The organism is Rhizobium leguminosarum (genome assembly GCF_010668065.1).
Classification (GTDB): domain Bacteria; phylum Pseudomonadota; class Alphaproteobacteria; order Rhizobiales; family Rhizobiaceae; genus Rhizobium; species Rhizobium leguminosarum_S.
The window spans coordinates 122,989-147,616 of the sequence record NZ_WUEN01000003.1 but is presented as its reverse complement, the minus strand read 5'-3'; the positions used below and the strand labels follow the sequence as shown (position 1 = coordinate 147,616).

Genomic DNA, 24,628 nt, shown 5'->3' with positions numbered 1-24,628 from the left:
AGGGCGCCCGCGCGATGGCTCGATAGGAAAAACCTATCAAGGATTCGATCTAACCGACGTCCTTCATGGAGTGCCGCTCCTCGGGCGAATGCGCCAGGATGCGATTGCGGCCTTGAGTCTTGGCGTCGTAGAGCGCGGCGTCGGCCTCGCTCAGGAGGCGGTTCGGGTTGATCCTCAAGGTGGCTCCCGTCGCACAGGATATGCCGATGCTGGCGGTCACCCGTCCGAATTCGCTGCCGGAATGAACGATATTCTCCTGGCTTAGGAGACGTGCGAACTGTTCGGCAACGATCATCGCCCCCTTCGCACTGGTTGCCGGCAGCAGAACCACGAATTCCTCTCCGCCGTAGCGTGCGACGATGTCGGCCGGGCGGCTTACGGACTGGCGCAGGCACCTGCTGACGACACGCAGGCATTGGTCTCCGGCGGGATGACCATAGGTGTCGTTATAGGCCTTGAAGCGGTCGATATCGACCATCAGAAGGCTGAACGGCGTGTTTTTCCTGGCGCTGCCCGCGGTCTCACGCGCGAAAGCCTCGTCGAAGGCCCGGCGGTTGACCATGCCGGTGAGCCCATCGGTCTCGGCGAGATTCCTCAGTTGCTCAGCCGACAGCCTGAGGGCGATTTCCGCCTGCTTGGTCGCCGTGATGTCCGAGACGACGGCCATCGCCGTGCCGTCTTCCGCAAGCCTTGTCCGGATGCTGCGCCAGTCGCCGTTGTGAAGCTGAACCTCTTCGTCCTTGTTGCTATGCAACGTAGCACTGACGGACCTGATCCACTCTTCGCGGTCAGCGTCCGGGATACCGGTGCGCTCGCCGGTTTCGGCAACACGGCGAAGGATGTCGCTGATATGAGCGCCAACCACGCGAGCGTCCCCGGATAGCGGAAAGGCGGTGCGATACTGGTCGTTGCAAAAAACGAGGAAACCCTTGCTGTCGTACATGGCGATGCCATCGGACATGCCGGCCATCGCATGCGACAACAGATTCTTGCTCTTGCGCAATTCCCGCTCCAGGGCAGTCCGCTCCGTCACGTCACGCGTGACGCCGGCAAGGCCGATCACCCGTCCCTGCCTATCCTTCAGCGGCACCTTGGAGGCGAGCAGGTATCTGTCTTCGATACGCTCGACGGAGTCGATCAGGGGCACCCCGGTGTCCATGACCTGCTGTTCGAGATAGTAAAATTCTTCGGCGCGCGGCCGCGATATAAGATTGAAATCCGACAATCCGGTCATCTCCGCCGTGGTTCTGAAACGAAAAAGGCGGCTCATATTTTCATTGACGGTGATGAACCGGCTGTTTCTGTCCTTCACGTAGAGATAGTCGGGCGACTGCGAAAACGCGGTCACCAAGATGCTCCGCTCCAGCTCCCATTGCTGCGTCTTCAACAGAACGAAACCACACAGCGCCGTCGCCAGGCAGTTCAATACCGTCATCGGCAGACCGATGATGGCCAATACGCGGGCGTGCACCAGTGTGGGAAGCACCGCCATCAATACGATAAGTGCAACGCCGAGCGCGAGGCTCAGCAGCGCAACGTCCATGAGCTCGGCAGATCTCTTCCGGATCCAGACATTGGCAGCCAGGCCAATGCCGGTTGCGACAGCAATTGCGATCAGGCCATCGATCATGGCCGTGCCGCCGACCCAAAAGCGGAAGACCATCGCCAACGACGCCGCAAAGGCGGCCGCGATCGGTCCGCCAAACATGCCCGCCAAAGCAAGCGGCGAGAAGCGGATGTCGATATAGATGCCGGGATTGACTTCGACGGCCAGCAATATGGACCCGATGGAGGCGGCGCCGGCTATGATTCCGAAGGCGATTTTTTCCTGTGTGACCGAACGACTCTGAAATTGGATCGAGAAATGCGCCCAGAGCGAAATCGCCAGGCACACGAATGACAGGTTGCCACCGAATTGCGTCCAGATGCCATTCACTGCGTTGGATCCACCTTCCAATACATGTACCGAACCAATCATAGGGCAACACTGGTTTGAGCTTCGTTAAGCCGCAGACCCGTCAGCCTATATTCGTCAGCAGTTGCGTCTCCAGGTCGGTCGGAAGCAATACGGCGACAGGAAAGCGGGCGTTCGCCGCGACGATGAGGTATGGGCAGAGAGGCCCTGCTGCCAGATTGACGACATGAGAAATACGCGAAACCGGAAATTAAAAGGTCATACTCGCGGGCGGCAGGAGACATCATGTCCGAAACGCCCTGCGGTTCAACGGCTAACAGCCGATGCCATAAGGCATGTTTAACAACGGCCTTCTCGGCGTCGGGACACGTATCCTGATGACACAATATAGCGTTATCCGGATAAACCTGCGCAATCGGGCCATCCGATGCCGCCAGCAACCGCGGCTGCCGACGGCATCGTCCAACGCTTCTTCGACTACTTGCAGATCGCCGCCGCCAAGAAGCCGCGCATCGCCTCGCCATAAGGCGGCCGCATCATGTATTCCGCTTCCACCATCCTGCTCTGGTGATAGACGGCGCGCGGATGCGAGAAGGCGAGGAAGCCGAACTTGCCGTGATAGGCGCCCATGCCCGAATGGCCGACGCCACCGAAGGGCAGGCCTTCCGCCGTGACGTGGCTCATGCAGTCGTTGACCGTCACCCCGCCGGAAGTCGTATTGTCGAGGACGCGGGCCTCCTCCTGCTGATCCTGGCTGAAGTAATAAAGAGCGAGCGGGCGCGGCTTGGCATTGATACGATCGATGACGTCGGCGATATCGCGATAGGGAAGGACCGGCAGCACGGGTCCGAAGATTTCCTCCTGCAGGACGCGCATGTCTTCCGTGGGATCGAGGATCAGGGTCGGAGGCATGCGGTGCGCCGATTGCTGGGAGAAATTTTCTGCCGCCGGGTTGATCTCGACGATACGGGCGCCCCTGGCCCTGGCATCGTCGATCAGGCCCTGGATGCGGGCGAAATGGCGGGCATTGACGATCGAGGTGTAATCAGGATTTTCCTTCAGCGCCGGATACATCGCGCCGACCGCCGCGACCGCGTGCCCGGCAAAGGCCTCAACGCTTTCCTCGGGCACATAGACATGGTCCGGCGCCAGGCAGATCTGGCCGGCGTTCAGCGTCTTGACGGTCATGACACGGCGCGCCGCGTCTGCGAGGTCGGCCGAGCGGCCGACGATGACGGGTGATTTTCCGCCGAGTTCGAGCGTCAGCGGCGTCAGGTTTTCCGCCGCCGCGCGCATGACATGATGGGCGATTGCGGTTCCGCCGGTGAAGATCAGATGGTCGAAGGCAAGCGATGTAAAGGCCGTGCCCGTGGCCGGCCCGCCCTGAACGACGGCGATTTCCGTTTCGTCGAAGGCGCCGGCAATGAGTTCCGCCATCAAGGCGGCCGAGGCCGGCGTTACCTCCGACGGCTTGATCATGGCGCGGTTGCCGGCGGCAAGAATGCCGGCAAGCGGCGCAAGGGCGAGTTGATAGGGGAAATTCCACGGGCTGAGGATTCCGACAACGCCCTTGGGCTGATAGACCACTTCGGCCACCGCGTCCGGGAACAATGCCTCGTGCTGCTCGGGCTTCAGCCATTCGGCAAGATGGGCCTTGGCATATTTGAGCGAACCGACGCAGGTAAAGACGTCGAGAAGCAGGCTCGCCTCGACGCTGCGGCTGCCGAAATCCTCCGACAGGGCAGCCGCAATCGCATCCTTATGATCGACGAGAAGGGCGATGACGCGGTCGATGCGATCGATGCGGGTGTCGATGCCCGGCGGGCCTTCCCTCAGGAAAGACGCCCTTTGCCGGTCAAGCAGCGCCTTCATGACATCGGGGCTGGTATCGGTGGCGATTGGGGTGACGGTGTTCATTGTTTCCTCCCTTGAACGGTGTCAGGCGGCCGGCTGACGCACGACCGGTTTCAGCACGATGCCCTTTTCCGAATCCTCCACCGCCTGATTGATGTCGGCGAAATCATAAAAGGTGATCAGCCTGTCGAAGGGGAAGCGGCCCTGCCGATGCAGGTCGATCAACAACGGGATCAGCACGTCGGGATTGGAATCGCCCTCGACGATGCCGCGGACCCGGCGCCCGCCGGACAGGATATGGGTGAGGTCGAGCGTCAGCGTCGCGCCATGAGGCGAGGCCCCGACGATGCCGCAGGTGCCGCGCGGCGCCAGCACCCGCACGCACTGGTCGATGACGGCGGGCACGCCGGAGGCATCGATCGAATAATCGACGCCGGCGCCGGTCAGCGCCATGATCGCGGCAACCGCGTCGCTTGCCTTGCCGTTGACGATGTCGGTCGCGCCGAGTTCCGCCGCAAGCGCCAGCCGCGTCTCGTTGACGTCGACGGCCATGATCCGTGAAGCGCCGACGATCCGCGCCGCCATCACGGCGGCAAGACCGACGGAGCCCATGCCGAAAACCGCGAGCACTTTTCCCGGTTCGACCTTCAGCGCATTCATGACCGCGCCGGCGCCGGTCTGGATGCCGCAGGCGAGCGGCCCAAGCAGTGCCAGATCCGCATCCTCAGGCACTTTCACGATATTGCGCTCATGACACAGCGCGTGGCTGGCGAAGGAGGATTGGCCGAAAATATTGCCGTGAACCCGCTCTCCCTCGCATGAGAGCCCGCTCGAACCATCGGCGCGCGCACCGAAGAAGTTGCGCGGGAAGAATTCGTGGCAATAGGTCTCTTGGTGATCGTTGCAGCTCGGGCAATGACCGCAGGAATTGAAGGTCATGACCACGTGATCACCGGGCTTGACCTTGGCAACGCCCGGCCCGACACGCTCGACGATGCCGGCGCCTTCATGGCCGAGCACGACCGGCTGCGGCACCGGCAGATGCTGGTCACGCATGACGATATCGGTGTGGCAAACCCCTGTCGCCACGACGCGAACCAGGATTTCACCCTCACGTGGCTCCTCCAGATCGAGCCTTTCCAGCGAAAACGGCGTATGGGGCGCACGCGCCACCGCGGCATGGATTTTCATTGCTTTCCTCCTCCCGATGATCGGCTCGTGAACGGCCCGGCGAACCGGGCCCGTGCTCAGCGGTCGCGCTGGTAGGCGCCGAGCCCCGGCTGATAGGTTTTGTCGTCGAGGAACTGTTTCAGCCCCTCGTCGCGCCCCTTGGTCTTGTCGAGAAACAGCATCTGCTCCAGCTTGGCGTAGATGTAATCGTCGGCGAGATCCCATGGCAGGTTGCGCACCCGCTTGTAGGTGTCCTTGGCGGCCTTCAGCGTCACCGGGTTCTTTTCGAGCAGGCTGGCGCAGATCTTGCGGACCCGGATTTCAAGCTCTGCCAGCGGCACCGCCTCGTTGACGAGACCCATTTCGGCGGCCTTGCGCCCGCCGAACAACTCGCCGGTCATGATGTAGTAGAGAGCGTCGCGATGGCGCATCACTTCGGCGACCGCACGGGTGACATTGCCGCCCGGCAGAATGCCCCAATTGATCTCGGAGAGACCGAAATTCGCCTCCTCGGCGGCGATGGCGAGATCGCAGGAAACCAGCGGCGTGAAGGCGCCGCCGAAGCACCAGCCGTTGACCATGGCGATCGTCGGCTTTTCGAAATACATCAGCCGGCCCCACCAGTTGCCGGACTGGCGCCGCGCCTTCAGCGTGACGTCACGCGGCTTGTCGTCATTGTCGCGGAAATATTCCTTCAGATCCATGCCGGCCGACCAGGATTCGCCGGCGCCGCGCAAGACGAGCACGCCGCAGCGCTCGTCGCCCTCGAGCTCGTCGAGCACTTCGAGCATCCTGATATTCAGGGCCGGGTTCATCGCATTGCGCTTTTCCGGACGGTTGAGGGTCACGAAGGCGATGCCATTATCGAATTCGACCAGAACCGGCGATTGCATATCGGTCATGAGGTTACTCCATGGGTTTCGGCGTGAATGCCGGGGGCCGCTTCACAGGGCCTGTCGTTGAAGGGTTTCGTCAAAATGGAACTGGCGCAGGATATGTTTCTGCACTTTGCCGGAGGCGGTGCGGGGAATGGCCTCGACGAAGAGGATGCGCGCCGGGCGCTTGAAGGCGGCGAGCCTTGCGGTGCAATGGCCGGCGATCTCATCGCCGGTTGCCACGGCACCCGGCCGCAGCACCACATAGGCGACACCGCATTCGCCCCATCGGATGTCGGGAATGCCGACGACCGCGGCGTCGAGGATATCGGGATGGCTTGCGAGCGCTGCTTCGACCTCGGCTGGATAAACATTCTCGCCGCCGCTGATGTACATGTCCTTCAACCGGTCGACGATGCGATAGAAGCCGTTCGCTTCGCGTCGGCCGAGATCGCCGGTGCGGTACCAGCCGTCGGTGAAGGCGGCAGCGGTTTCCTGAGGCTTGTTCCAGTAGCCCGGCGTCACCGCCGGCCCGCGCAGCCAGAGTTCGCCGATCTCGCCGTCATCAACCTCCCGGCCGTTCTCGTCGACGATGCGAATGTCGAGCAAGGGTGCCGGAAGACCGACGCTGCCGGGATTGTCCTGCACGGCGCGCCGATCGATCGGCACGTGCAGCACCGTTCCGGCCTCGCTCATGCCATAACCGTTGACCAGCGCAACGCCGTCGTCGAGATAACTTTCGATCAGCGCCTGCGTCAGCGGCGCGCCGCCGACGAAGAGCGCATGCAGACCGGCCAGCGCCGCGGCGCTATAGGCGGGATCGTTGCGCAAGGCGAGCGCAATCTGCGGCACGGCAAAATAATGAGTGATGGCACGCTGCCGGTCGGCAAGGGCTGCGAGTGTCCGCGCCGGCGTGAAGCGGTCGGAGACAACGAGCGTGCCGCCCAGCATCAATGTGGTGCGCGCGACGGCAATCAGCCCGATCGTGTGGAAGAACGGCAGGTCGCAAAGCGCGACGGATCTCGGCCCGATCTCGCCGACAACGGAAAAATTGATGGCCGCGAAAAAGGCGTTGCGGCGGGTGATGACGACGCCCTTCGGCTGTCCCGTCGTGCCCGAGGTGTAGAGAAGGACGCAGGGTCCATCGGCATCGGCGGGCACCGGAGCGGCCGGAAGGCTCGCTTCGATCCGCGCGGCGAACCCGGCCGGACCGTCGGCCGTCGATATCACCGCCATCTCTGGATCGGCATTCACCAAGCTGGCGACGGTTGCGGCGAACTCCTCGTCGTGAACGAGCAGAGCCGGCGCGCAATCGGCAAGGATCGGCCGAAGCTCGGCGGCGTTGAGGCGCCAGTTGAGCGGCACGTAGATGGCGCCGACACGCTGGCAGGCAAAGGCAAGCACGATCGAATCCATGGAATTGCGCGCCAGCATGGCGACACGCGCGCCGTCGCGGCGTGCTCCGAGTTCATCGCTCAGGAAACCGGCGCAGCGGGCGATCCGCGCATCGAGCTCGGCATAGCTGAGTTGCCGGCCGGTGGCGATCTCGAACAGAGCCGGACGGTCCGGTGCGACGCCGGCGCGGTAGAGGATCGGATCATCCTTCACCAGTCCGCAATCTGCCGACGAAACCACCCCGGAAAAGGAATGCGCCATTTTCTCCTCCCATGCCCGCTGCTCCCCGCGGCAGGCATCATATTTGTATGCAACACATACTAATATCTTTTCCCGACAGGATGCAAGAGGCTGTTTAAAGCAAATCCGATCGCTCGAATGGCGCGCGGAAATCCGCAATACGGATATTGACTAACCTGCTGATTTTGATGGTTATGGCGCCTGGACGAGGCGAGAACAACGATGGCGACAAAATCACCGCAGGACGATTTCGAGGGCGAAGATACGCCCGCGACGCCGGGCCTCGACGTCGGCCGGCTTGGCGACCTGCTGGGATTTCATCTGCGCATGGCCCATGTCGCGATCTATCGCGACTTCGCCGAAACCGTGGAAGAACTGGCGCTGACGCAGAAGCAGCTGGCGGTGATGGAACTCGTCGCCGGCAATCCGGGCGCATCGCAGATCGACCTTGCCAATACGCTCGGCACCGACCGGGCGACGATGATGGCCCTCGTCAACCGGCTGGCAGCCCGCGACCTGATCGAGCGGCGCCCCTCCGCGGCCGACCGCCGGCGCCAGGAACTTCATCTGACGAAGGCGGGAGGCGCAATGCTCGCCCGGGCGCGTGAGCTGATCGACATGCACGAGCAGCGTTTCATCGAGCTGTTTTCGCGCGACGAACTGGATGCGCTGCTGACGGCGCTGAAGCGGATATATAAGGGGAAGTGAAACCCGCCTTCGCTCGGGAAGCGAGCAGCATCCAAGCCTACAGATTTCTATTGGGAAACTCCCGTGGTATAATCGCAGTCCTGGCGTCGTCCGCCGTGGGTTCTGCACACGGAGACTTGTCTAATGAGCGAAGTGGACGTCCTTTTTGCCTCCCTGCGACAGGCGGCTGACCCGCGGACGGTCGAGTGCATCGAGAACGCCGTCCTGCATGGCTCGGATCGCGAGCTCAATCGCATCAATGCGCTCGCTTTCGCCGATAAGCACCATCTCGATGAAGAGAAAACGATCGCTGCGTTTCTCCATGCAGCCCGCATAGGCGCATTCGAGATGACCTGGAATGTGCTTTGCCCGGGATGCGGCGGCGTCCTCGACAGCGGCGCAACCCTCAAAACCGTCGTCCACGAGACGTACCATTGCGCGCTCTGCGCGGCCGGATACGAGCCGACCCTCGACGAGATGGTCGAGGTCACGTTTACGGTCAGCCCGCGCGTGCGCAGGATTGCCGGTCACGATCCCGATCGGTTGCCGCCGCTCGAGTACTACCGCCAGATCTTCTTCAGCTCGGGCGTCGACCTGCCTGACGATCTCGAAGCGAGGTTTTCGCGCATCCAGTTGGAGATGATCGAATTGGCTCCGGGCGAGAAGGCCTTCGTCTCCCTGCAACTGCCGGCGCAGTTCGTCATCATCTTCGATCCGGTGACACACTCGGCGCAGTTCATCGACGTGCAGGGCGAGCCCACCGACGAACGTCAAACCCTCTCGATGATCATCAGTCGGACGCATGCGCTGAACGAAACGCTGACCCTGCGCCCGGGCTCACTGCGGCTCACGCTCGAAAACCACACCGATCGCAGAGTGGTGCCGAATGTCTGCATCGCAGGAGACGAGCTGCACGACCTGCTGGGCCGCAGGCGGCCTTTTCTGACAGCCAAGCGTCTGCTGACGAACCAGAGCTTCCGCGACATCTATCGGACCGACACACTCGACGTCGACCAGCGCCTCAAGATCACCAGCCTGACCTTCCTCTTCACCGACTTGAGGGGCTCGACCGCGCTTTACGAGCGCGTCGGAGATCTTGCCGCCTTCGATCTGGTGCGCGCCCATTTCCGGGTTCTTCACGAGATCGTCGCTACAGAGGCCGGAGCAGTCGTCAAGACCATAGGCGATGCCGTGATGGCGACCTTCCCGAGCCCGGACCGCGCCGTGGCGGCGGCACTCAAGATGCGGGAGGCGATGCTTCGGTTAAATGCCGAACACGGCAGCGACGATCTCCTCCTGAAGATCGGCATCCATGAGGGACCATGCCTCGCCGTCAACCTGAACGACCGGCAGGACTACTTCGGCCAGACCGTCAATATCGCCTCCCGCGTCCAAGGCCTTGCCGATCCCAATGTAATCATGACAACGGAGGCGATCGTCGAGGATGCCCAGGTTTCAGAGATCCTCCGCGACAGTGGCATCACATCGGCCTCCCGGATGGCGGAGCTTCAGGGTATCGGGAGAGAGGTAAGGATTTTTGCGCTGTCGTGAGGGTGGTCTGCTCTTCGACGTCAAGCTTGGAGCCCCACGCTATCGCCTGACACGATAGACATCACGGCTGCCGTGGTTGGAGAGCGAGGCGAGATTTCCGTCTTCGACGACGATCATCCATTTAGTACGGCGGGTTTTGAATGGTCGCAAAGTTAAATGTGTCAACCATGGTAGCAATGGGGTCTGGGAAATACCGGTAAGTTGCAACGCGCTTCCCATGCACAATGTAGTCTTTTTGCTCGACGTCTCCCATCACAATCAGCGAAACCGTCACCCTGGAAGTTCCCAGCATCTTGAGGGCAACGATTCTTTCCTGTGAGGTCGGGCATTGCTCCCCGACATCGCACAGCCTGCCAATCAATCTCATTTGAGCGAAAGGCTCGAAACCTTGGAAAGTCGAACCGCCTATGAACTTAACCTTATCCTTGAAGGCCGACCATTCTGTTCCGGCGGTAATCCTCTCAAACATCGCGGCGGCATTTTTGTAGGTGAAGTCCTTTGCAACGAAAGGCGCGACCGAAGAGATCAAAAGCGTGACATGCTTTTCCCCAATCCAGCAGTCAATCCACAGATGATTGTCGTCAGGCGCGCTGCGCTCCGTGTCGCGACCTTTACAGGCGGGGTCGGCAGCCATGCTAGTGTTGGCTGGCCCCCTTATCAGCCACATGGCTGCGGATGATTTCTCAGCGGAGACCGCCCAAAGCGTCGCAAGAAAAATGATTGCAGTAAAAAATCTTGGCATCAATTTTTCCTATTCAGGTCCGTTGTGAATCCACCTGTGGCTCACCGCTGTGGCCCCCAACGCCAATGCCCGGCGTCAAGTGCGGTACATGTAAAACAGCACGAGGGTGATGAGCATGATTACCACCGCGATAACTATGCGCTCCACCCAACGCATAAACACGGATTTCGATGAATTCCCCGATAACCACTCGCTCAGGATGTCTCCGAGGAAGAAAAGCAAACTGTCCATTTCCTTGTTTTCCCCTGTAACCAGGTCGCAATTAACATCGCGGCTCCTCCCTCACAGAGTGTTGAAGCCCGTCTGCACCCACAGCAACTGCTTACCGTCCTTCGACCACGTCGCATCAACGGACATGCCATATGGTATCGATCTAAAAGCCCGACGAATGACTCCCTTAGTCGGAAATTTGGGGCCGTTCTTTCGGATCGAATACCCGCCAGTAACCCGCTGCGTGCCGTCCGACTCTATGTAAGGGCGAGCGCTACTGAAGTTCGGGGGCACGTCAAAGCCTTGCGCTTCGAACCAGTCGGTTGCGTAGGATAAGTTCTCGTAGGAACCCAGCAGTCTGAACATACAGACCTCCGCTTCGTCCTCGTTGTCTATCCGATCCCAGTCCATCTCCTTTAGGCGATCTGTCGACAGGTCATCCGTCTCTGCCTCCTTGAGACAGGAAGCTGGATCAGGAAAATCCATCATGGCGACCTTCTGGGACGCAGTCATTTCTCGTTCGAATCTGACATGAAATGGAGGCGTCCCAGGGTCAGGCTCGGGACCAGAACTGACCCAAAGCAGCTTGCCGCCATAATAGAGATAGCCGGAAAGTTGGTAACCGAGATATGCCAGGACGACATAAGCGGCATAATTCGGCAGTTTGCGGCCAGCATTGGGTTCCCGCATCTGCCAGGCCTGCAGCCAATCACCTGCTGATTTTCCGGCGAGAAGCCAGTAAAGATAGCCAGTTGCAGCAGCCGCAAGCAGCGCGGCTGAAAGCCTTAAGGGATCATTGACGGGGATACCCGTTGCCAGCAGCCCGGCGATGATCCAGATGGTGAGATACCATCTCCAACTCTTCGCCGATTTCCATTCTGTCACCGCCAGAACGATCAGCAACGGGATCGTGCCATTGAAGAGATAGCCCGGCGCACGGAATACCACTCCCCACACGAGCGCATCGAAAACCAGCGAACCTCTCGGATTTGCGACGCCTCCCTGAGGATGATCGGGGAGAGAAAGATGTGTCGGAACGGCGTTCAAGAATTCAAACAATGCCGCGAAAGCGACGATGCATAGGATTGTGACAAGCGCGATCCTCAGCAACCGAACGAGGATTGTCATTATCAATGTCCACCGAGATCGTTGCGCTTCGAGGGTACGTATAAGAAGACTGGGAGCTGTTCCGCCGCCAACAGCATAAGCCCAGGACCGCCTGGTTCCAAAAATGAATGGCTCTGCATCTAGGGTAACGGCTCCCCCGCTGGGTCGATCTTTTATAGTGAAGCCGTATGGCGGCGATGGAGCCAAGCATAGCGAGACAATACCAGGCAAACATCAAGCCAAGCACCCATAGATGCTCGCTGTCGCGAAGAGTGAAGATGGCTGCGACCAGGGCAATATGAGCAACAGGAAATCCAATCTTAATGAAGAGCAATCAGCGCAACCCTTGTTAGCAATTTGATTGTAAGCAAAACAACCGTTGCCTCCAAGATGAGGGTTCGTTCAGATTGAAAGCTGGTAAATGCCCGATTACAAACCGGCGAGATCGATCCCAGGTGTTCAGGAGGATTTTGAAATCGAGCCTTGCCGGAGGCGTGATGAGCGCAGGAGATGACACTTTAGGCCCAGCCGCCAGATCGAGACGCGATGGATAATTTGCTTCTGTTTCTTGGACAGCTTTTGAGCGACGCTATCGGGCCGCCTCTCCAAGTCTAAGTTTATGCGATGGGTAGAGCGCGCTGTGAACGCAATCTTGGTGACGCTCGTCGCACTCGTGTTGTTCAGCATGCACTTGAAATGATGTCCGCTCCCGGCGCAAAGCTGGCGTGATGCTTCGACAGACCGCAAATTCTCGCTTTGATCGATGCCCTCCGCCTAAGGCCAATCGGCATAACCCGAAGACAGCATGCTGTTTTCCGAGCCGGCTGAAGCGCGGGCGATCTCGCGGTAGCCGGCGGGTGAAAGCCCGGTCTTGCGCTTGAAGAAATGGCTGAAATAGGTCGGGTCGCGAAAGCCGAGGCTGTCGGAGATTTCCTGGATATTGCGGGCCGATCGCTCCAATCTCAGCTTTGCCTCCTGCACCACGCGCTCGTGCAGAAGCTGGATCGGCGAGCGGCCGAGCGCCCTTTGGCAGGTGGAATGCAGCCGGTCGGCCGTGACGCCCAGTTCCGCGGCATAATCGCTGATCGGCCGGCGCAGGCGGAAACCGGCCTCGACCAGTTGCCGATATCGCTGCAGGATCAATCCCACTTCGCCCTGCCCGCGCTGCTCGCTTCTCTCGCCATCGGAACCGCGCCAAAGCGCCATCAGGATGAGCCTGATATAGGCGGATGCGACCATCCAGGAGGAGCGGGAGGGATCGCCGAGTTCCCGCACGAAGCCTGATATCAGCGGGCTGATTTCGGCCACCGCCGAGGGATCCAATGCCTCGACTAGCTTGCGCTGTTCGGTGAAGATGCGCAGCGAATAGGATTCCACCTTGTCGCCGATCGCATCGACCATGATCTGCGGCGAAGCCCCGACCAGATGAGCCGCGGTTCCGGCTGATATCGACAGGTCGCAGCGCGCCTGCGGCGGCAGGAAGGCAAGCAGCGGTCCGTGCAGCGGCCGATGTTCGCCATTGTCGAAATGAAGTTCGCCACTCCCCTCCCCGAGCAGAAGGAAATGGTGGAAATCGGCATAGAGTCCTTTTTGGAAACGGATGCGCCGGTGCGACAGCGACGGCCCGTGCCACTCGCCCCTGGCATAGTGATGAATCCCTCCGTCCGTCGCCAAGGCCCTCTCCTCCATTCCCGCGTCAAGCATGCGACAATCGCCAGATAATTACAATATTAACCCAGTAAATCGCATTCCATCCGCGCCAGATCGGCGTAACCTTTTCTTCATCAGCCTTTGGGAGGAGGCACTTCAACAGATGCAGGAACGGTCAGGCAGCCCCTCGTGGCGCCGCGTCCGCTCGTTTTCTCCCATGGCAACAATGCAAACCGGCATCTGGCGTCAGCACGTGGCGCCAATGCGTGGCAAATGGGTGGAACGGTGTTTTCGGCACAGCTGATGATCAACAACGAGGCGATGGACGCTTCCGAAGGGGCCACCTTCGAACGCATCGATCCGTTGACCGGCGACGTCGCAACGATCGCCTCGGCAGGATCCGTTGCCGACATGACGAGGGCAGCCAATGCGGCCGCCGCCGCCTTTCCGGACTGGTCGCAGACCGGCCCGGGCGAACGGCGCAGGCTTCTGAATGCCGCAGCCGATATCCTGGAGGCCCGCACACCCGAACTCGTTGCCGCGATGACCGGAGAAACCGGCGCCACCGCGCAATGGGCGGCGATCAATTGCGGGCTCGGCGCGGATATTCTCCGCGAGGCGGCGGCGATGACCACGCAAATATCAGGCGAGATCATTCCTTCCGGCATTCCGGGAAGCCTTGCCATGGCGGTGCGCCAGCCGGCAGGCGTCTGCGTCGGCATTGCCCCCTGGAACGCACCTGTTATCCTCGGCACCCGCGCCGTCGCCATGCCGCTTGCCTGCGGCAACACCGTCGTCCTGAAGGCCTCCGAACTCTGCCCGAAGACCCATGGCCTGATCGGCGACATCCTGCGTGACGCCGGTTTTCCGCGCGGCGTCGTCAATGTCGTTTCCAATGCGCCGAGCGATGCCGCCGCCGTCGTCGATGCGCTGATCGCCCATCCGGCCGTGCGCCGCATCAACTTCACCGGCTCCACCCGCGTCGGCAGGATCATTGCCGAATCCGCGGCAAGGCATCTCAAGCGCTGCCTGCTCGAACTCGGCGGCAAGGCGCCGTTCATCGTCCTTGCCGATGCCGATATCGACGAGGCCGTGCGTGCCGCCGCCTTCGGCGCCTTCATGAACCAGGGCCAGATCTGCATGTCGACCGAGCGGATCATCCTGATGGACGAGATCGCCGATGGCTTCGTCGGCAAGTTCCGGACGAAAGCCGCAACCCTCGTCGCCGGCAATCCCAGGGACGGCAACACACCGCTCGGCACGCTGATCAACACTGAGGCCGTCCGCCGCGTCCGGTCGCTCGTCGATGATGCCCTGCAGAAGGGCGCGGTCCTCGTCTGCGGCGGCCAGGCCAACGGCACGCTGATGGACGCGACCGTCATCGATCACGTGACGCCTGCCATGCGCATCTACCGCGAGGAGAGCTTTGGACCGGTCGCGGCGATCGTCCGGGTCGGCAGCGTCGACGAGGCCGTGACCGTTGCCAACGACAACGAATACGGGCTGTCGGCCGCCGTCTTCAGCGCCGACGTCAATGCAGCGCTTGCCGTTGCCATGCGGCTCGAATCCGGCATCTGCCACATCAACGAGGCGACCGTTTCCGACGAGCCGCAAATGCCCTTCGGCGGCGTCAAATCAAGCGGCTACGGCCGCTTCGGCGGCAAGGCCGCGATCGATGAATTCACCGAGCTCAGATGGATCACCATGGCCTCGGCAAAACGGCACTACCCGATCTAATAGATCGGCCGACATGAACAATGGGAACGGGCTGGGAGGCCCGATCAAGAGGGAGGAATGATTACATGAACGGCATTTTCCGCAACGGCAAAATCACCGCGGCATCGCTGAGCCGCCGGTCTTTCATCGCATCGACCGTGGCGGGCGGCGCGGCGCTGGCGCTTTCCGGCCGCACGGCCTTCGCTCAGAGCGGCGATACGCTGAAGGTCGGCTTCATCAGCCCGCGCACCGGCCCTCTCGGCGGCTTCGGCGAGACGGACGGTTATGTGCTGGAACTGGCGCGCAAGGCGCTGGCGAACGGCCTGCAGGCAGGCGGCAAGACCTGGAAAGTTGACATTCTCGACCAGGACACCCAGTCCGATCCCTCGCGCGCCGGCCAGCTGGCGAAGGACCTGATCAACAACCAGGCGATCGACCTGATGCTCGCCGTCTCGACGCCCGAAACTATCAACCCGGTGGCCGACGCCTGCGAAGCATCAGGCATTCCCTGCCTCTCGACGGTCATGCCCTGGGAAGCCTGGTATTTCGGCCGTGGCGCCAAGCCGGGCGCACCCTCACCGTTCAAGTGGACCTATCATTTCGGCTTCGGCGTCGAAGAGTTCCACAAGGCCTATGTTTCGCAGTGGAACCTGATCGAGACCAACAAGAAGGTCGGCGTCATGTATCCCAACGACGCCGACGGCAATGCGATCCGCACCCATCTGGCGCCGGCGCTTTCCAAGGCAGGCTTCACCATCGTCGATCCCGGAGCCTACGAAACCGGAACCACCGACTTTACCGCGCAGATCGCTCTTTTCAGGCAGGAGGGCGTGGAGATCTTCAACTCGTTCCCCATACCGCCCGACTTCGCCGCCTTCTGGCGTCAGGCCGCGCAGCAGGGCCTTACCCAGCAGATCAAGATCTGCCAGATCGCCAAGACGGGCCTGTTTCCGTCCGACATCGAGGCGCTTGGCGACCTCGGCCTGAACATCGGCAGCGCCGCCTACTGGCACAAGGCCTTCCCCTACAAATCCACGCTGACGGGCGTTTCCGGAACCGAACTTGCCGACGGCTATGAAACGGCAAGCGGCAAGCAGTGGACGCAGCAGCTCGGCGCCAGCCTTGCGCTTCTCGACGCCGGCTTCGATGCGCTGAAGGCCAGCACCGACGTCAAGAGCAAGGAGGCTGTGGCCAAGGCGATCAGCACGCTGAAGACGACCACAATTGCCGGCAAGGTCGACTTCACCAGCGGTCCCGTCGCCAACGTCTCTCCCGGACCGATCATCGGCACGCAATGGGTGAAAGCGCCGGAGGGCTCGAAATTCGCGCTCGACTATGTCGTCACCGAAAACGCCACCGACCCCAACGTCCCGGTCGGCGCCAAGCTCACCGCCTATAACGGATAACGCACAGTGCTGCAGCGGGAAGCTCAAAGACGGCCGGGGGGAGCCTTTCTCTCGGCCAAGGGGATCCACAAGCGGTTCGGCGCGCTGGTGGTGCTGGAGAATCTTGATTTTTCCATGGGCGATGGCGAGGCAATCGGCATTGTCGGGCCGAACGGCGCGGGCAAGACGACCCTGCTCAGCGTGCTCGCCGGCGCCTTCCCGCCCAATGAGGGAAGCATCACCTTCGACGGCGTCGACGTCACGCGCCGGACGGCGGCGGAGCGCTGCCGGTCCGGGCTCGTCCGGACCCATCAGATTCCCAAACCCTTCGGCGGCATGACGACCTTCGAAAATGTCTTCGTCGCCGCATCGCACGGCAATGCCGCAAGCCGCGACGAGGCCTATGAGCGCGTGGTGGATTCGCTTTCGCTCTGCGGCATGCTTGGCGTCGCCAACCGCCCCGCCGACACGCTCGGCCTGCTGGACCGCAAACGGCTGGAGCTTGCCCGTGCGCTTGCCACGCAGCCGAGGCTGCTGCTGCTCGACGAGATCGGCGGCGGCCTGACCGATGGCGAGGCGAGCGAACTGGTGGAAACCATCCTGGAACTGCGCCGCCGCGGCATCGGCATCGTCTGGATCGAGCATATCGTTCATATCCTCCTGCAGGTGGCGGAGCGGCTGATCTGCATGGACGCCGGCAGGATCATCGCCGATGGCGAACCGAAAATGGTCATGAGCAATGCGGAGGTGGTCAAGGCCTATCTCGGAGGGACACCCGCATGAGCCTTCTCTCCATCCGCGACCTCGACGTCCGCCACGGCCTGCTCCAGGCGGTGCGCGGCGTCAGTTTCGATCTTGCCAAGGGCGAGGTGCTGGCGCTGGTCGGCGCAAATGGTGCGGGCAAGACGACGCTGCTCAGATCAATCGCCGGCGCCCATCTGCCATCCTCCGGCCGCGTCCTCCTCAACGACGAAGATCTGGCCGCCGTCCCGTCCCACAAACGGATCGCCAAGGGCATCGCCCTGGTGCCGGAAGGCCGGCGCCTGTTTTCACAGATGACGGTGGAAGAGAACCTGCTTCTCGGAAAGAGTTCCGGCCGCAAGGGCGAGTGGAGTATCGACCGGGTCCTCGACGCCTTTCCGAACCTGAAACCCCGCCGTCACGCCAAAACGGGACACCTCTCGGGCGGAGAACAGCAGGCGACCGCGATCGGCCGGGCGCTGATGAGCAATCCCGATATTCTTCTCCTGGACGAGGTCTCGCTCGGGCTTTCGCCTCTGGTCGTCGATCGCGTCTACGCCCAGCTGCAGGCGCTGCTCACCTCGGGAACGACCATCGTGCTCGTCGAGCAGGATCTCGCCCGCGCCATGAGCGTGGCACACCGTGTCATCTGCATGCTGGAAGGACGCATCGTCCTCGACCGGCCGGCCGCCGCCGTCACGCGCGAGCACGTCACCCAAGCCTATTTCGGATTGCACCGGGCAGCCGGCGAAAGGAGCGCATCGTGATCAACACCCTGCTCCAGGGCATTCTGCTCGGCGGCTACTACGCCGTGATCGCCTGCGGACTGTCCTTCATGTTCTCCGTGATGCGGATCATCAATCTGGCGCATGGCAGCCTGGCGGTCGCAGCCGCTTACGGGTTGTGGCTGCTCGCCGCCAAAGCCGGCATTCCGCCCTTCGCCGGCCTGCTGATCGTGCTGCCCATCATGGCGGCGGCCGGGTGGCTGTTGCAGCGCTTCATTCTGGAGCGCAGCGCCCGCGGCGGCACGCTGCTGCCGATCCTGACGACCTTCGGCCTGTCGATCGTCATCGACAACCTGCTGTTCGAGCAGTTCGGCGCAGACACCCGCTCGCTCGCGCCGTTCATCGGCAACCTGTCCTATGCGTCCTGGCAACTGCCGGGCCACATCTACGTCGGCAAGCTTGCCGTCATGATGATGGTGACGGCAGTCCTCATTCTCGGCGGGCTGCAGTTCTTCCTGAGCCGCTTTGCGCTTGGCCGCGCGATCCGCGCCACGGCCGAAGATCCCGATACGGCCGGGCTGGTCGGCATCGATGCCCGCAGGGTCAACGCCGTCGCCACCGCGATCACCATGGTCACGGTCGGGATCGCCGGTGCTTTTCTCGGGATGCGGGCAACCTTCAGCGCCTATTCCGGCGGCCCGCAGCTTCTCTTCGCCTTCGAGGCTGCCGTGATCGGCGGAGCGGGATCGTTATGGGGCACACTTGCCGGCGGCATCGTTCTCGGCCTTGCCCAATCGCTCGGCGCGCAATTGCATCCGCAAGGCTTCCTGATCGGCGGCCATGCCGTGTTCCTGCTGGTGCTTTTCGTCAGGCTGTCCCGGTTCGGCATGCCGGCTCTCGACAAACTTGCCGCCTCCCTGCGCACCCGTCTCCGGAGCCCGACATGAGCCCCAACGCGACCCTTGCCTCCAACGGAATATCGATAGAACGCTGGACGAAGGCGTCACGGGTGGCGCTCGGCTGCATGGCCGCGGTGCTTGCCGTGTTGATGTTTGCCCCAGCCGTGCTCGGCGCCGGCGCGATCGACCGGATGACGGCCCTGTTCATCTACGTGATCCTTGCCGCCATGTGGAATGCGCTTGCCGGTTTCGGTGGGCTGGTCTCGGTCGGCCAGCAGGTGTTCTTCGGCCTCGGCGCCTATTTCACCATCCGCCTGGCGGATGCAGGGCTCAATCCCTTCGTCGCGCTCTTTGCCGCCGCGATCGTGACCGGTGCGCTGTCGATCCCGCTTTCGCTGTTCATGCTGCGCCTGAAGGGCGGCGAGTTCGCAATCGGCATGTGGGTGATAGCGGAACTCGCCCACCTGCTCGTCAACCTCGACCGGCTGATCCAGGGGGAAACGGGAACCTCGCTGATCTCTCTCAACGTCTATGACGGCGCGACGCGGCGGGCAACGATCTACTGGCTCGCCTTGACGGCCATGGCCGCCCTGCTCGGTGCTCTCTTTATCCTGATGCGCAGCCGCGCCGGTGCGGCCATGCAGGCGATCCGCGACAATGAGGAGGCGGCAACCTCGGTCGGCGTGCGGGTGATCGCGACCAAAAGGCTGCTCTTCGTGCTCGCCGCCTTCGGCATTGCGGTTGCCGGAGGCCTGTGGCTGGCGACCGCCACCACCTTCCAGCCGAAGACCTATTTCAGCGTCCAATGGACGGCCTACATGATCTTCATGGTGCTGGTCGGCGGGATCGGCAAGTTCGAAGGCGCGATCCTCGGCGCCATCCTGTTCTTCGTGATCGAAACCGTCTTCGGCGGCGCCGGCGTCTGGTATCTGATCGGCCTCGGCGCCACGGCTTTGATTTTCTCGCTCTACCTGCCGCGCGGCCTTTGGGGCGAAATCGAACGCCGCTTCGATTTTCAACTTCTGCCGGTCGGCTACCGGCTGAAATTGCCCGGTCCGCATAAAATCAAATGGGAAGAATGAGCCGGCTTGCTTCCGGATTCTGTTGCGAAAGGTGACGTTCATGCTTTTTGGTAAAACAATCCTGGTGACCGGCGTGGCTTCCGGCATTGGCGCCCGCACGGCGGAACTGGCCGGCCAGATGGGTGCCGAGGTGATCGGCGTCGATGTGCGCGAGCCGGCGGGTGGAAGTGCCGCCTTCATCAAGGGTGATCTCTCCACGGCATCAGGCGTAGCCGAGATCGTCGCGCAGCTTCCGGTGCGCCTCGATGCGCTCGCCAATGTCGCCGGCCTCTCCGGCAGCACCGGCATCGCCTCGACGCTCGCCGTCAATTTCTACGGGCTTCGCGCCCTGTCGGAAGCCGTGGCGCCCCGCCTGCGCGAAGGTGGGGCCATCGTCAACGTCGCCTCGATCGCCGGCTATGGCTGGCGCGCCAATCTCGAGCGGGCAAAGTCGCTGACATCAATTGAAGGCTTTCCCGAGGTGGCGGCGCTCGTCGCCGAACACGGTCTGAAGGATGAGGAAGGCTACCCGCTCTCCAAGGAGCTGCTGCTGCTCTGGACCATGCGGGCGGCCCATCAGCCGCTGTTCAAGAACCGCGGCATCCGGGTGAATGCGGTGAGCCCCGGACCGGTGGAAACGCCGATCCTCAAGCAGTTCCGCGCCGTGCTCGGCGACGCCAGGGTCGATAGCGACATCACCCGCGTCGGCCGCGCCGGCACCTCCGCCGATATTGCGCCCGCCGTGCTCTTCCTCTGCTCGGATGGCGCACGCTGGATCAACGGCGCCAATCTTGCCGCCGACGGCGGCCTCGAAGCTTCCATCAACGCCGAAGTCCTCGGCTTCTAGTTCTTGTCCCAAGGAGACCTCCGATGAATATTTCCCTCCTCATCAACGGCGCAGACCGCGCGGCCTCCGGCGGCCGCACCTATGATCGCATCGATCCCTTCACCGAGAAGCTCGCAAGCCGCGCCGCCGCGGCAAGCCTGGAAGATGCTGCCGCTGCCGTCGATGCCGCCAGCGCCGCCTTCGGCGCCTGGTCGAAGACAGGCCCCGGCCAGCGCCGCGCCATCCTGATGAAGGCCGCCGATATCATGGATTCCAAGGTGGGCGAGTTTACCCAATTGATGATCGAGGAAACGGGCGCCACCGCGCCCTGGGCCGGCTTCAATGTCATGTTTGCCGCCAACATCCTGCGCGAGGCCGGCGCCATGACGACGCAGATATCAGGCGAAATCATCCCTTCCGACAAGCCCGGCACGCTCGCCATGGGCGTTCGCCAGGCTGCGGGCGTCTGCCTGGCAATTGCCCCCTGGAACGCGCCGGTCATCCTCGCCACCCGCGCCATCGCCATGCCGATCGCCTGCGGCAATACCGTCGTCCTCAAGGCATCCGAACAATGCCCCGGCACGCACCGGATGATCGCCACCGCGCTGACCGAAGCCGGGCTGCCGGCCGGCGTCGTCAATGTCATCACCAACGCGCCGGAGGATGCGCCTGAGATCGTCGCGGCGCTGATTGCCCATCCTGCCGTCAAGCGCGTGAACTTCACCGGGTCGACCAAGGTCGGCAAGATCATCGCCGAGACCTGCGGCAGGCATCTCAAACCCGCCCTCCTCGAACTCGGCGGCAAGGCGCCGCTGGTCATTCTCGACGACGCCGATATCGACGGTGCCGTCAATGCCGCCATTTTCGGCGCCTTCATGAACCAGGGCCAGATCTGCATGTCGACGGAACGCATCATCGTCGACGCGACGATCGCCGATCAGTTCGTCGCCAAACTGGCCGCCCGCGCCAGCCAGCTGCCGGCCGGCGATCCGCGCGGCCACGTCGTTCTCGGTTCGCTGATCAGCCTCGACGCGGCGAAGAAAATGGATGAGCTGATTGCCGATGCGATCGCCAAGGGGGCAAAACTCGTGGCCGGCGGCCAGCGCTCGGGCACTGTGGTCGAGGCGACGCTGCTCGATCACGTCACGCCCGAGATGCGCGTCTATGCGGAAGAATCCTTCGGCCCGGTCAAGCCGATCATTCGTGTCTCCGGTGAAGAAGAAGCAATCCGCATCGCCAACGACAGCGAATACGGCCTGTCCTCCGCCGTCTTCAGCCGGAACGTCCAGCGGGCAATGGCCGTTGCGGCACGGATCGAATCCGGCATCTGCCACATCAATGGCCCGACCGTGCACGATGAGGCGCAAATGCCCTTCGGCGGCGTCAAGGGCAGCGGCTATGGCCGTTTCGGCGGCAAGGCGGCGATCGCCGAATTCACCGACCTGCGCTGGATCACGGTAGAGGATTCCGACCAGCACTATCCCTTCTGAGCCGGTTTTACAGAAGTCACCGTGCCACGACGCCATTGCGATCGTGGCACGGCCTATGCTCAGATCGGCGAAAGAGATTTCGCACCGCCCTTAGGAAGATGCTTCAGTGGCGTGGGCGGCGCCCGCCACTGCGATCGATCCGCGTTCAGCTCTCCAGCCATTGGGCGATAAGCTTGGCTGCCGCCCGCTTGCGGCCCACACGAATGTCGGCCGCGTCGATGTCGAAATCCAGGCCGTTTTTCTCCCGCACCTGTCTCAGCCACGTCGGAAAGGCATGAAGATTTCCGCACCCAAGAACGGGAAACCCGAGATCGTTCCGGTAGGTCTTTTTCTCGCTTTCCGAGAACTCTCCGCGCTCGATGGTGCGTGCATTCAGTTCCCACTGCCAGTCCGGGTTCGGCCGGATCTGCAATCGTACGACGTTCCTGGCGATCAGCGGATGACCTTCAGCGCCGCGCAGCGGGATCGCAACATGGATTTCCCAGTCCTCGTCGTCGACAAAAGGCAGGCCCAGCTTTTGCGCCAGGGCGACGGATTCGGTGGCATTGCGGCGCGCAAGCTCGATGTCCTTGAGCTGCCGCGCCAGCGAACGGAAACGCTCTTCGTCAGGCGCGATATCCGGCAGAACTGTCTCGATATAGCGGTGCAACATCGCCAGTTGCTCGACGCGCCGCATCAGATCATATTTGCCCTCGATCATATCGGCAACAAGCTCGGCGCGGGTCGCCTTGTTGAGCAGGCAGATAAACACCATGCCCCAGAAACTGAGATTGGTGACATCATAGAGGTCTTCGCCATAACGTCGGTCGTGGCGATAGCCGAGATGCTGGAAAACCTCGAGAATGCGCACCGCCTTGTCGGCAAAGGGAACAAACTTCGCCTTCTTGTCGCGCTGGGCGGGCATCGTCGTATAATTGCCGACCTGCGCGATGAGCTTGAGGCGCGCCTTTAGCGCCTTGGCGGAAATCGTCTCGCCGCTCGGCAGGGCGCCGGTATCGTCAAAGCCGAACACGAACAGCAGTTTGTGCCGCCGCGACATCGGGATGAGGCCGCCAAGATCGAGAAACGGCAGCATCCGCCGATAGGCCTCGAGCAGCAGCGGCATTTCCTTGTCTCCGACCAAGGGCGCCCCGCCGGCAATGCGCATGAAGTGGAAATAGAAATCGACTTGCTCGTTCGGATCGAGCAGGCCCGAAACTTTGGTCGCCAAAGGCCCGATACGATAATGATTGGCAGGCCAGAATTTCCCCTGGCGCCGACCGGCAAAGGCTTCGTTTTCGTCGGCAATGAATGTCCGCAACAGCTCTGCTTCGGTGTCGGTCATGGTGTGTTCCTGATTTCTTGTCGTGACGCCGTCAGTACGCGACATTGTCGCCATGCTCATAGAACGTGAAAGCGTTGCCGTCGTAACGGAACGCATGACGATTGGACGCTATCCACAAAGCGTTATCAGACACACTGTCGAGACTGATGACCTGTGTCTTGCCGTCCAACTTTCCGCTCGTGAGCAGCCTCACACGAGAACCTTCGAGCACGTAGAGGCCGTGCAAGGTTCCTAAATAGGTCCTCCCTTGGAAGCTGCGGACCGACCAGATGTAATCGCCGGGGAAAAATTCGCCCAAGCTACGGAAGCCAGCCCGGGCGTTCCCAGTCAAAACGGTGCCGTCTTCGCCCACGACCAAGACTTCGTCTGCTGAGATGCAATGATGGCGGTCAGGATCGCATCTGTTCTGATGTCGATCTTCGCCCAGGCCTTGCCGTCGTAATGGAAGAGATTTCCACCGTTGCCGCAAACATAAAAGTCTGTTTCGCTTATGCCGCCAATATCGTTGAAATTGGGCGCCTGCCGCATCGATTGCGTAAACTGGCGCAACATGTCGTCGGAAACCGACGCGGCATCTGGGAGCGGCAGGCTGAGGGCGCTTTTGCCAAGTTCCGCCATTTCCTCATCGATAGGTGTCCAACCGATCTCGTCGCGCCGATAGACCTGTCCGTAATTGCCGCAGACAAACAAGGTAGAGCCTATTTCTCTGATCCGCGTCACCGCGCCCAGAGCGCGCGCTCCCATCAGACCTGCGCCGGAGATTTTTTCATAGGTCTCCTCAGCAGAGTTCGCGATCTCGATGTCTCCTTCCCCTGTCAGGGCGCAGGCTGCGCGTCTCACCCCTTCCCGCTCCCGGCGCAGGCACAGCGACACCACCTGCTCGTTGGGCCAATCCCGGTAGTGCCACACCTCTTCCGTTTCTGGGCACAGGTAGTAAAGACGGGTAAATTCCGCATCCTTCGGCAGTTCGTCAGGGATCGTCGCGATAAGGAAGATGTCGTCGGCTGCGGCGCAAGCGACAACGAACTTGACGGGTACGACCACAATTCCTCCTTAGAGCGAACC

At 61.8% G+C, this 24,628-nt stretch carries 22 protein-coding genes; 10 read left to right on the top strand and 12 right to left on the bottom strand.

The annotated features are described in order from the left end of the window. Positions 1–49 precede the first annotated feature (49 nt). The 5 genes from GR198_RS09135 to GR198_RS09115 form a co-directional block, all read right to left on the bottom strand. On the bottom strand, positions 50–1,978 hold the full coding sequence (locus tag GR198_RS09135; protein ID WP_164068460.1) for a diguanylate cyclase: 1,929 nt from the start codon (positions 1,976–1,978) through the stop codon (positions 50–52). Positions 1,979–2,392: 414 nt separating this feature from the next. Continuing rightward, entirely contained in the window at positions 2,393–3,832 is a 1,440-nt protein-coding gene (locus GR198_RS09130; protein WP_164068458.1) for a coniferyl aldehyde dehydrogenase, read from the bottom strand. A 21-nt stretch (positions 3,833–3,853) separates the two neighbouring features. Further along, a complete protein-coding gene (locus tag GR198_RS09125) occupies positions 3,854–4,960 on the bottom strand; it encodes an NAD(P)-dependent alcohol dehydrogenase (protein WP_164068456.1) in 1,107 nt (368 codons plus the stop codon). Between the two features lie 56 nt (positions 4,961–5,016). After that, a complete protein-coding gene (locus GR198_RS09120; protein ID WP_130788669.1) occupies positions 5,017–5,841 on the bottom strand; it encodes a p-hydroxycinnamoyl CoA hydratase/lyase in 825 nt (274 codons plus the stop codon). A gap of 42 nt (positions 5,842–5,883) precedes the next feature. Next, on the bottom strand, positions 5,884–7,470 hold the full coding sequence (locus GR198_RS09115; RefSeq protein WP_164068454.1) for an AMP-binding protein: 1,587 nt from the start codon (positions 7,468–7,470) through the stop codon (positions 5,884–5,886). A gap of 201 nt (positions 7,471–7,671) precedes the next feature. Between GR198_RS09115 and GR198_RS09110 the strand changes: the two genes are divergently transcribed. After that, positions 7,672–8,157, top strand: coding sequence for a MarR family winged helix-turn-helix transcriptional regulator (locus tag GR198_RS09110; RefSeq protein ID WP_164068452.1), 486 nt, complete (start codon positions 7,672–7,674; stop codon positions 8,155–8,157). 123 nt (positions 8,158–8,280) lie between these two features. Continuing rightward, positions 8,281–9,687 (top strand): adenylate/guanylate cyclase domain-containing protein, encoded by a 1,407-nt coding sequence (locus tag GR198_RS09105; protein WP_164068450.1) that lies wholly within the window; start codon positions 8,281–8,283, stop codon positions 9,685–9,687. Between the two features lie 121 nt (positions 9,688–9,808). Here GR198_RS09105 and GR198_RS09100 read toward each other — a convergent pair whose 3' ends face one another. The 4 genes from GR198_RS09100 to GR198_RS09090 form a co-directional block, all read right to left on the bottom strand. Further along, entirely contained in the window at positions 9,809–10,429 is a 621-nt protein-coding gene (locus tag GR198_RS09100; protein ID WP_164068448.1) for a hypothetical protein, read from the bottom strand. A 75-nt stretch (positions 10,430–10,504) separates the two neighbouring features. Next, complete coding sequence (locus GR198_RS35340; protein ID WP_204337055.1) at positions 10,505–10,660, bottom strand: hypothetical protein; 156 nt, start codon at positions 10,658–10,660, stop codon at positions 10,505–10,507. Between the two features lie 51 nt (positions 10,661–10,711). Then, positions 10,712–11,767: a hypothetical protein gene (locus GR198_RS09095; RefSeq protein WP_164068446.1), complete on the bottom strand. Its 1,056-nt coding sequence runs from the start codon at positions 11,765–11,767 to the stop codon at positions 10,712–10,714. Positions 11,768–12,520: 753 nt separating this feature from the next. Next, positions 12,521–13,420, bottom strand: a complete 900-nt coding sequence (locus GR198_RS09090; protein ID WP_164068444.1) for a helix-turn-helix transcriptional regulator — start codon at positions 13,418–13,420, stop codon at positions 12,521–12,523. A gap of 249 nt (positions 13,421–13,669) precedes the next feature. On the opposite strand from GR198_RS09090, the gene GR198_RS09085 reads away from it, so the two are divergent. From GR198_RS09085 to GR198_RS09050, 8 genes are all read left to right on the top strand, one after another. Beyond that, positions 13,670–15,133, top strand: coding sequence for an aldehyde dehydrogenase (locus GR198_RS09085; RefSeq protein WP_164069040.1), 1,464 nt, complete (start codon positions 13,670–13,672; stop codon positions 15,131–15,133). 65 nt (positions 15,134–15,198) lie between these two features. Then, positions 15,199–16,518, top strand: a complete 1,320-nt coding sequence (locus tag GR198_RS09080) for an ABC transporter substrate-binding protein (RefSeq protein WP_164068442.1) — start codon at positions 15,199–15,201, stop codon at positions 16,516–16,518. A 6-nt stretch (positions 16,519–16,524) separates the two neighbouring features. After that, on the top strand, positions 16,525–17,280 hold the full coding sequence (locus GR198_RS09075) for an ABC transporter ATP-binding protein (RefSeq protein ID WP_312876444.1): 756 nt from the start codon (positions 16,525–16,527) through the stop codon (positions 17,278–17,280). Continuing rightward, the gene (locus GR198_RS09070; protein ID WP_164068440.1) at positions 17,277–18,005 is read left to right on the top strand and encodes an ABC transporter ATP-binding protein; all 729 of its coding nucleotides are present in this window, start codon (positions 17,277–17,279) and stop codon (positions 18,003–18,005) included. Before GR198_RS09075 ends, GR198_RS09070 begins: the two co-directional genes overlap by 4 nt. Beyond that, the gene (locus GR198_RS09065; RefSeq protein WP_164068437.1) at positions 18,002–18,910 is read left to right on the top strand and encodes a branched-chain amino acid ABC transporter permease; all 909 of its coding nucleotides are present in this window, start codon (positions 18,002–18,004) and stop codon (positions 18,908–18,910) included. The genes GR198_RS09070 and GR198_RS09065 overlap by 4 nt, the downstream gene beginning before the upstream one ends. Beyond that, positions 18,907–19,944: a branched-chain amino acid ABC transporter permease gene (locus GR198_RS09060; protein ID WP_164068435.1), complete on the top strand. Its 1,038-nt coding sequence runs from the start codon at positions 18,907–18,909 to the stop codon at positions 19,942–19,944. The genes GR198_RS09065 and GR198_RS09060 overlap by 4 nt, the downstream gene beginning before the upstream one ends. A 40-nt stretch (positions 19,945–19,984) precedes the next feature. After that, on the top strand, positions 19,985–20,770 hold the full coding sequence (locus GR198_RS09055; protein WP_164068433.1) for a coniferyl-alcohol dehydrogenase: 786 nt from the start codon (positions 19,985–19,987) through the stop codon (positions 20,768–20,770). A 23-nt stretch (positions 20,771–20,793) separates the two neighbouring features. Next, positions 20,794–22,239: an aldehyde dehydrogenase gene (locus GR198_RS09050; RefSeq protein WP_164068431.1), complete on the top strand. Its 1,446-nt coding sequence runs from the start codon at positions 20,794–20,796 to the stop codon at positions 22,237–22,239. Between the two features lie 145 nt (positions 22,240–22,384). On the opposite strand, the gene GR198_RS09045 is transcribed toward GR198_RS09050, so the two are convergent. The 3 genes from GR198_RS09045 to GR198_RS09035 are packed head-to-tail and all read right to left on the bottom strand — an operon-like array spanning position 22,385 to position 24,607. After that, positions 22,385–23,563, bottom strand: a complete 1,179-nt coding sequence (locus GR198_RS09045) for a hypothetical protein (protein WP_164068430.1) — start codon at positions 23,561–23,563, stop codon at positions 22,385–22,387. A gap of 31 nt (positions 23,564–23,594) precedes the next feature. Beyond that, positions 23,595–23,915, bottom strand: a complete 321-nt coding sequence (locus GR198_RS09040) for a hypothetical protein (RefSeq protein WP_164068280.1) — start codon at positions 23,913–23,915, stop codon at positions 23,595–23,597. Beyond that, positions 23,891–24,607: a hypothetical protein gene (locus GR198_RS09035; RefSeq protein WP_164068428.1), complete on the bottom strand. Its 717-nt coding sequence runs from the start codon at positions 24,605–24,607 to the stop codon at positions 23,891–23,893. Before GR198_RS09035 ends, GR198_RS09040 begins: the two co-directional genes overlap by 25 nt. Between the last annotated feature and the right edge of the window lie 21 nt (positions 24,608–24,628).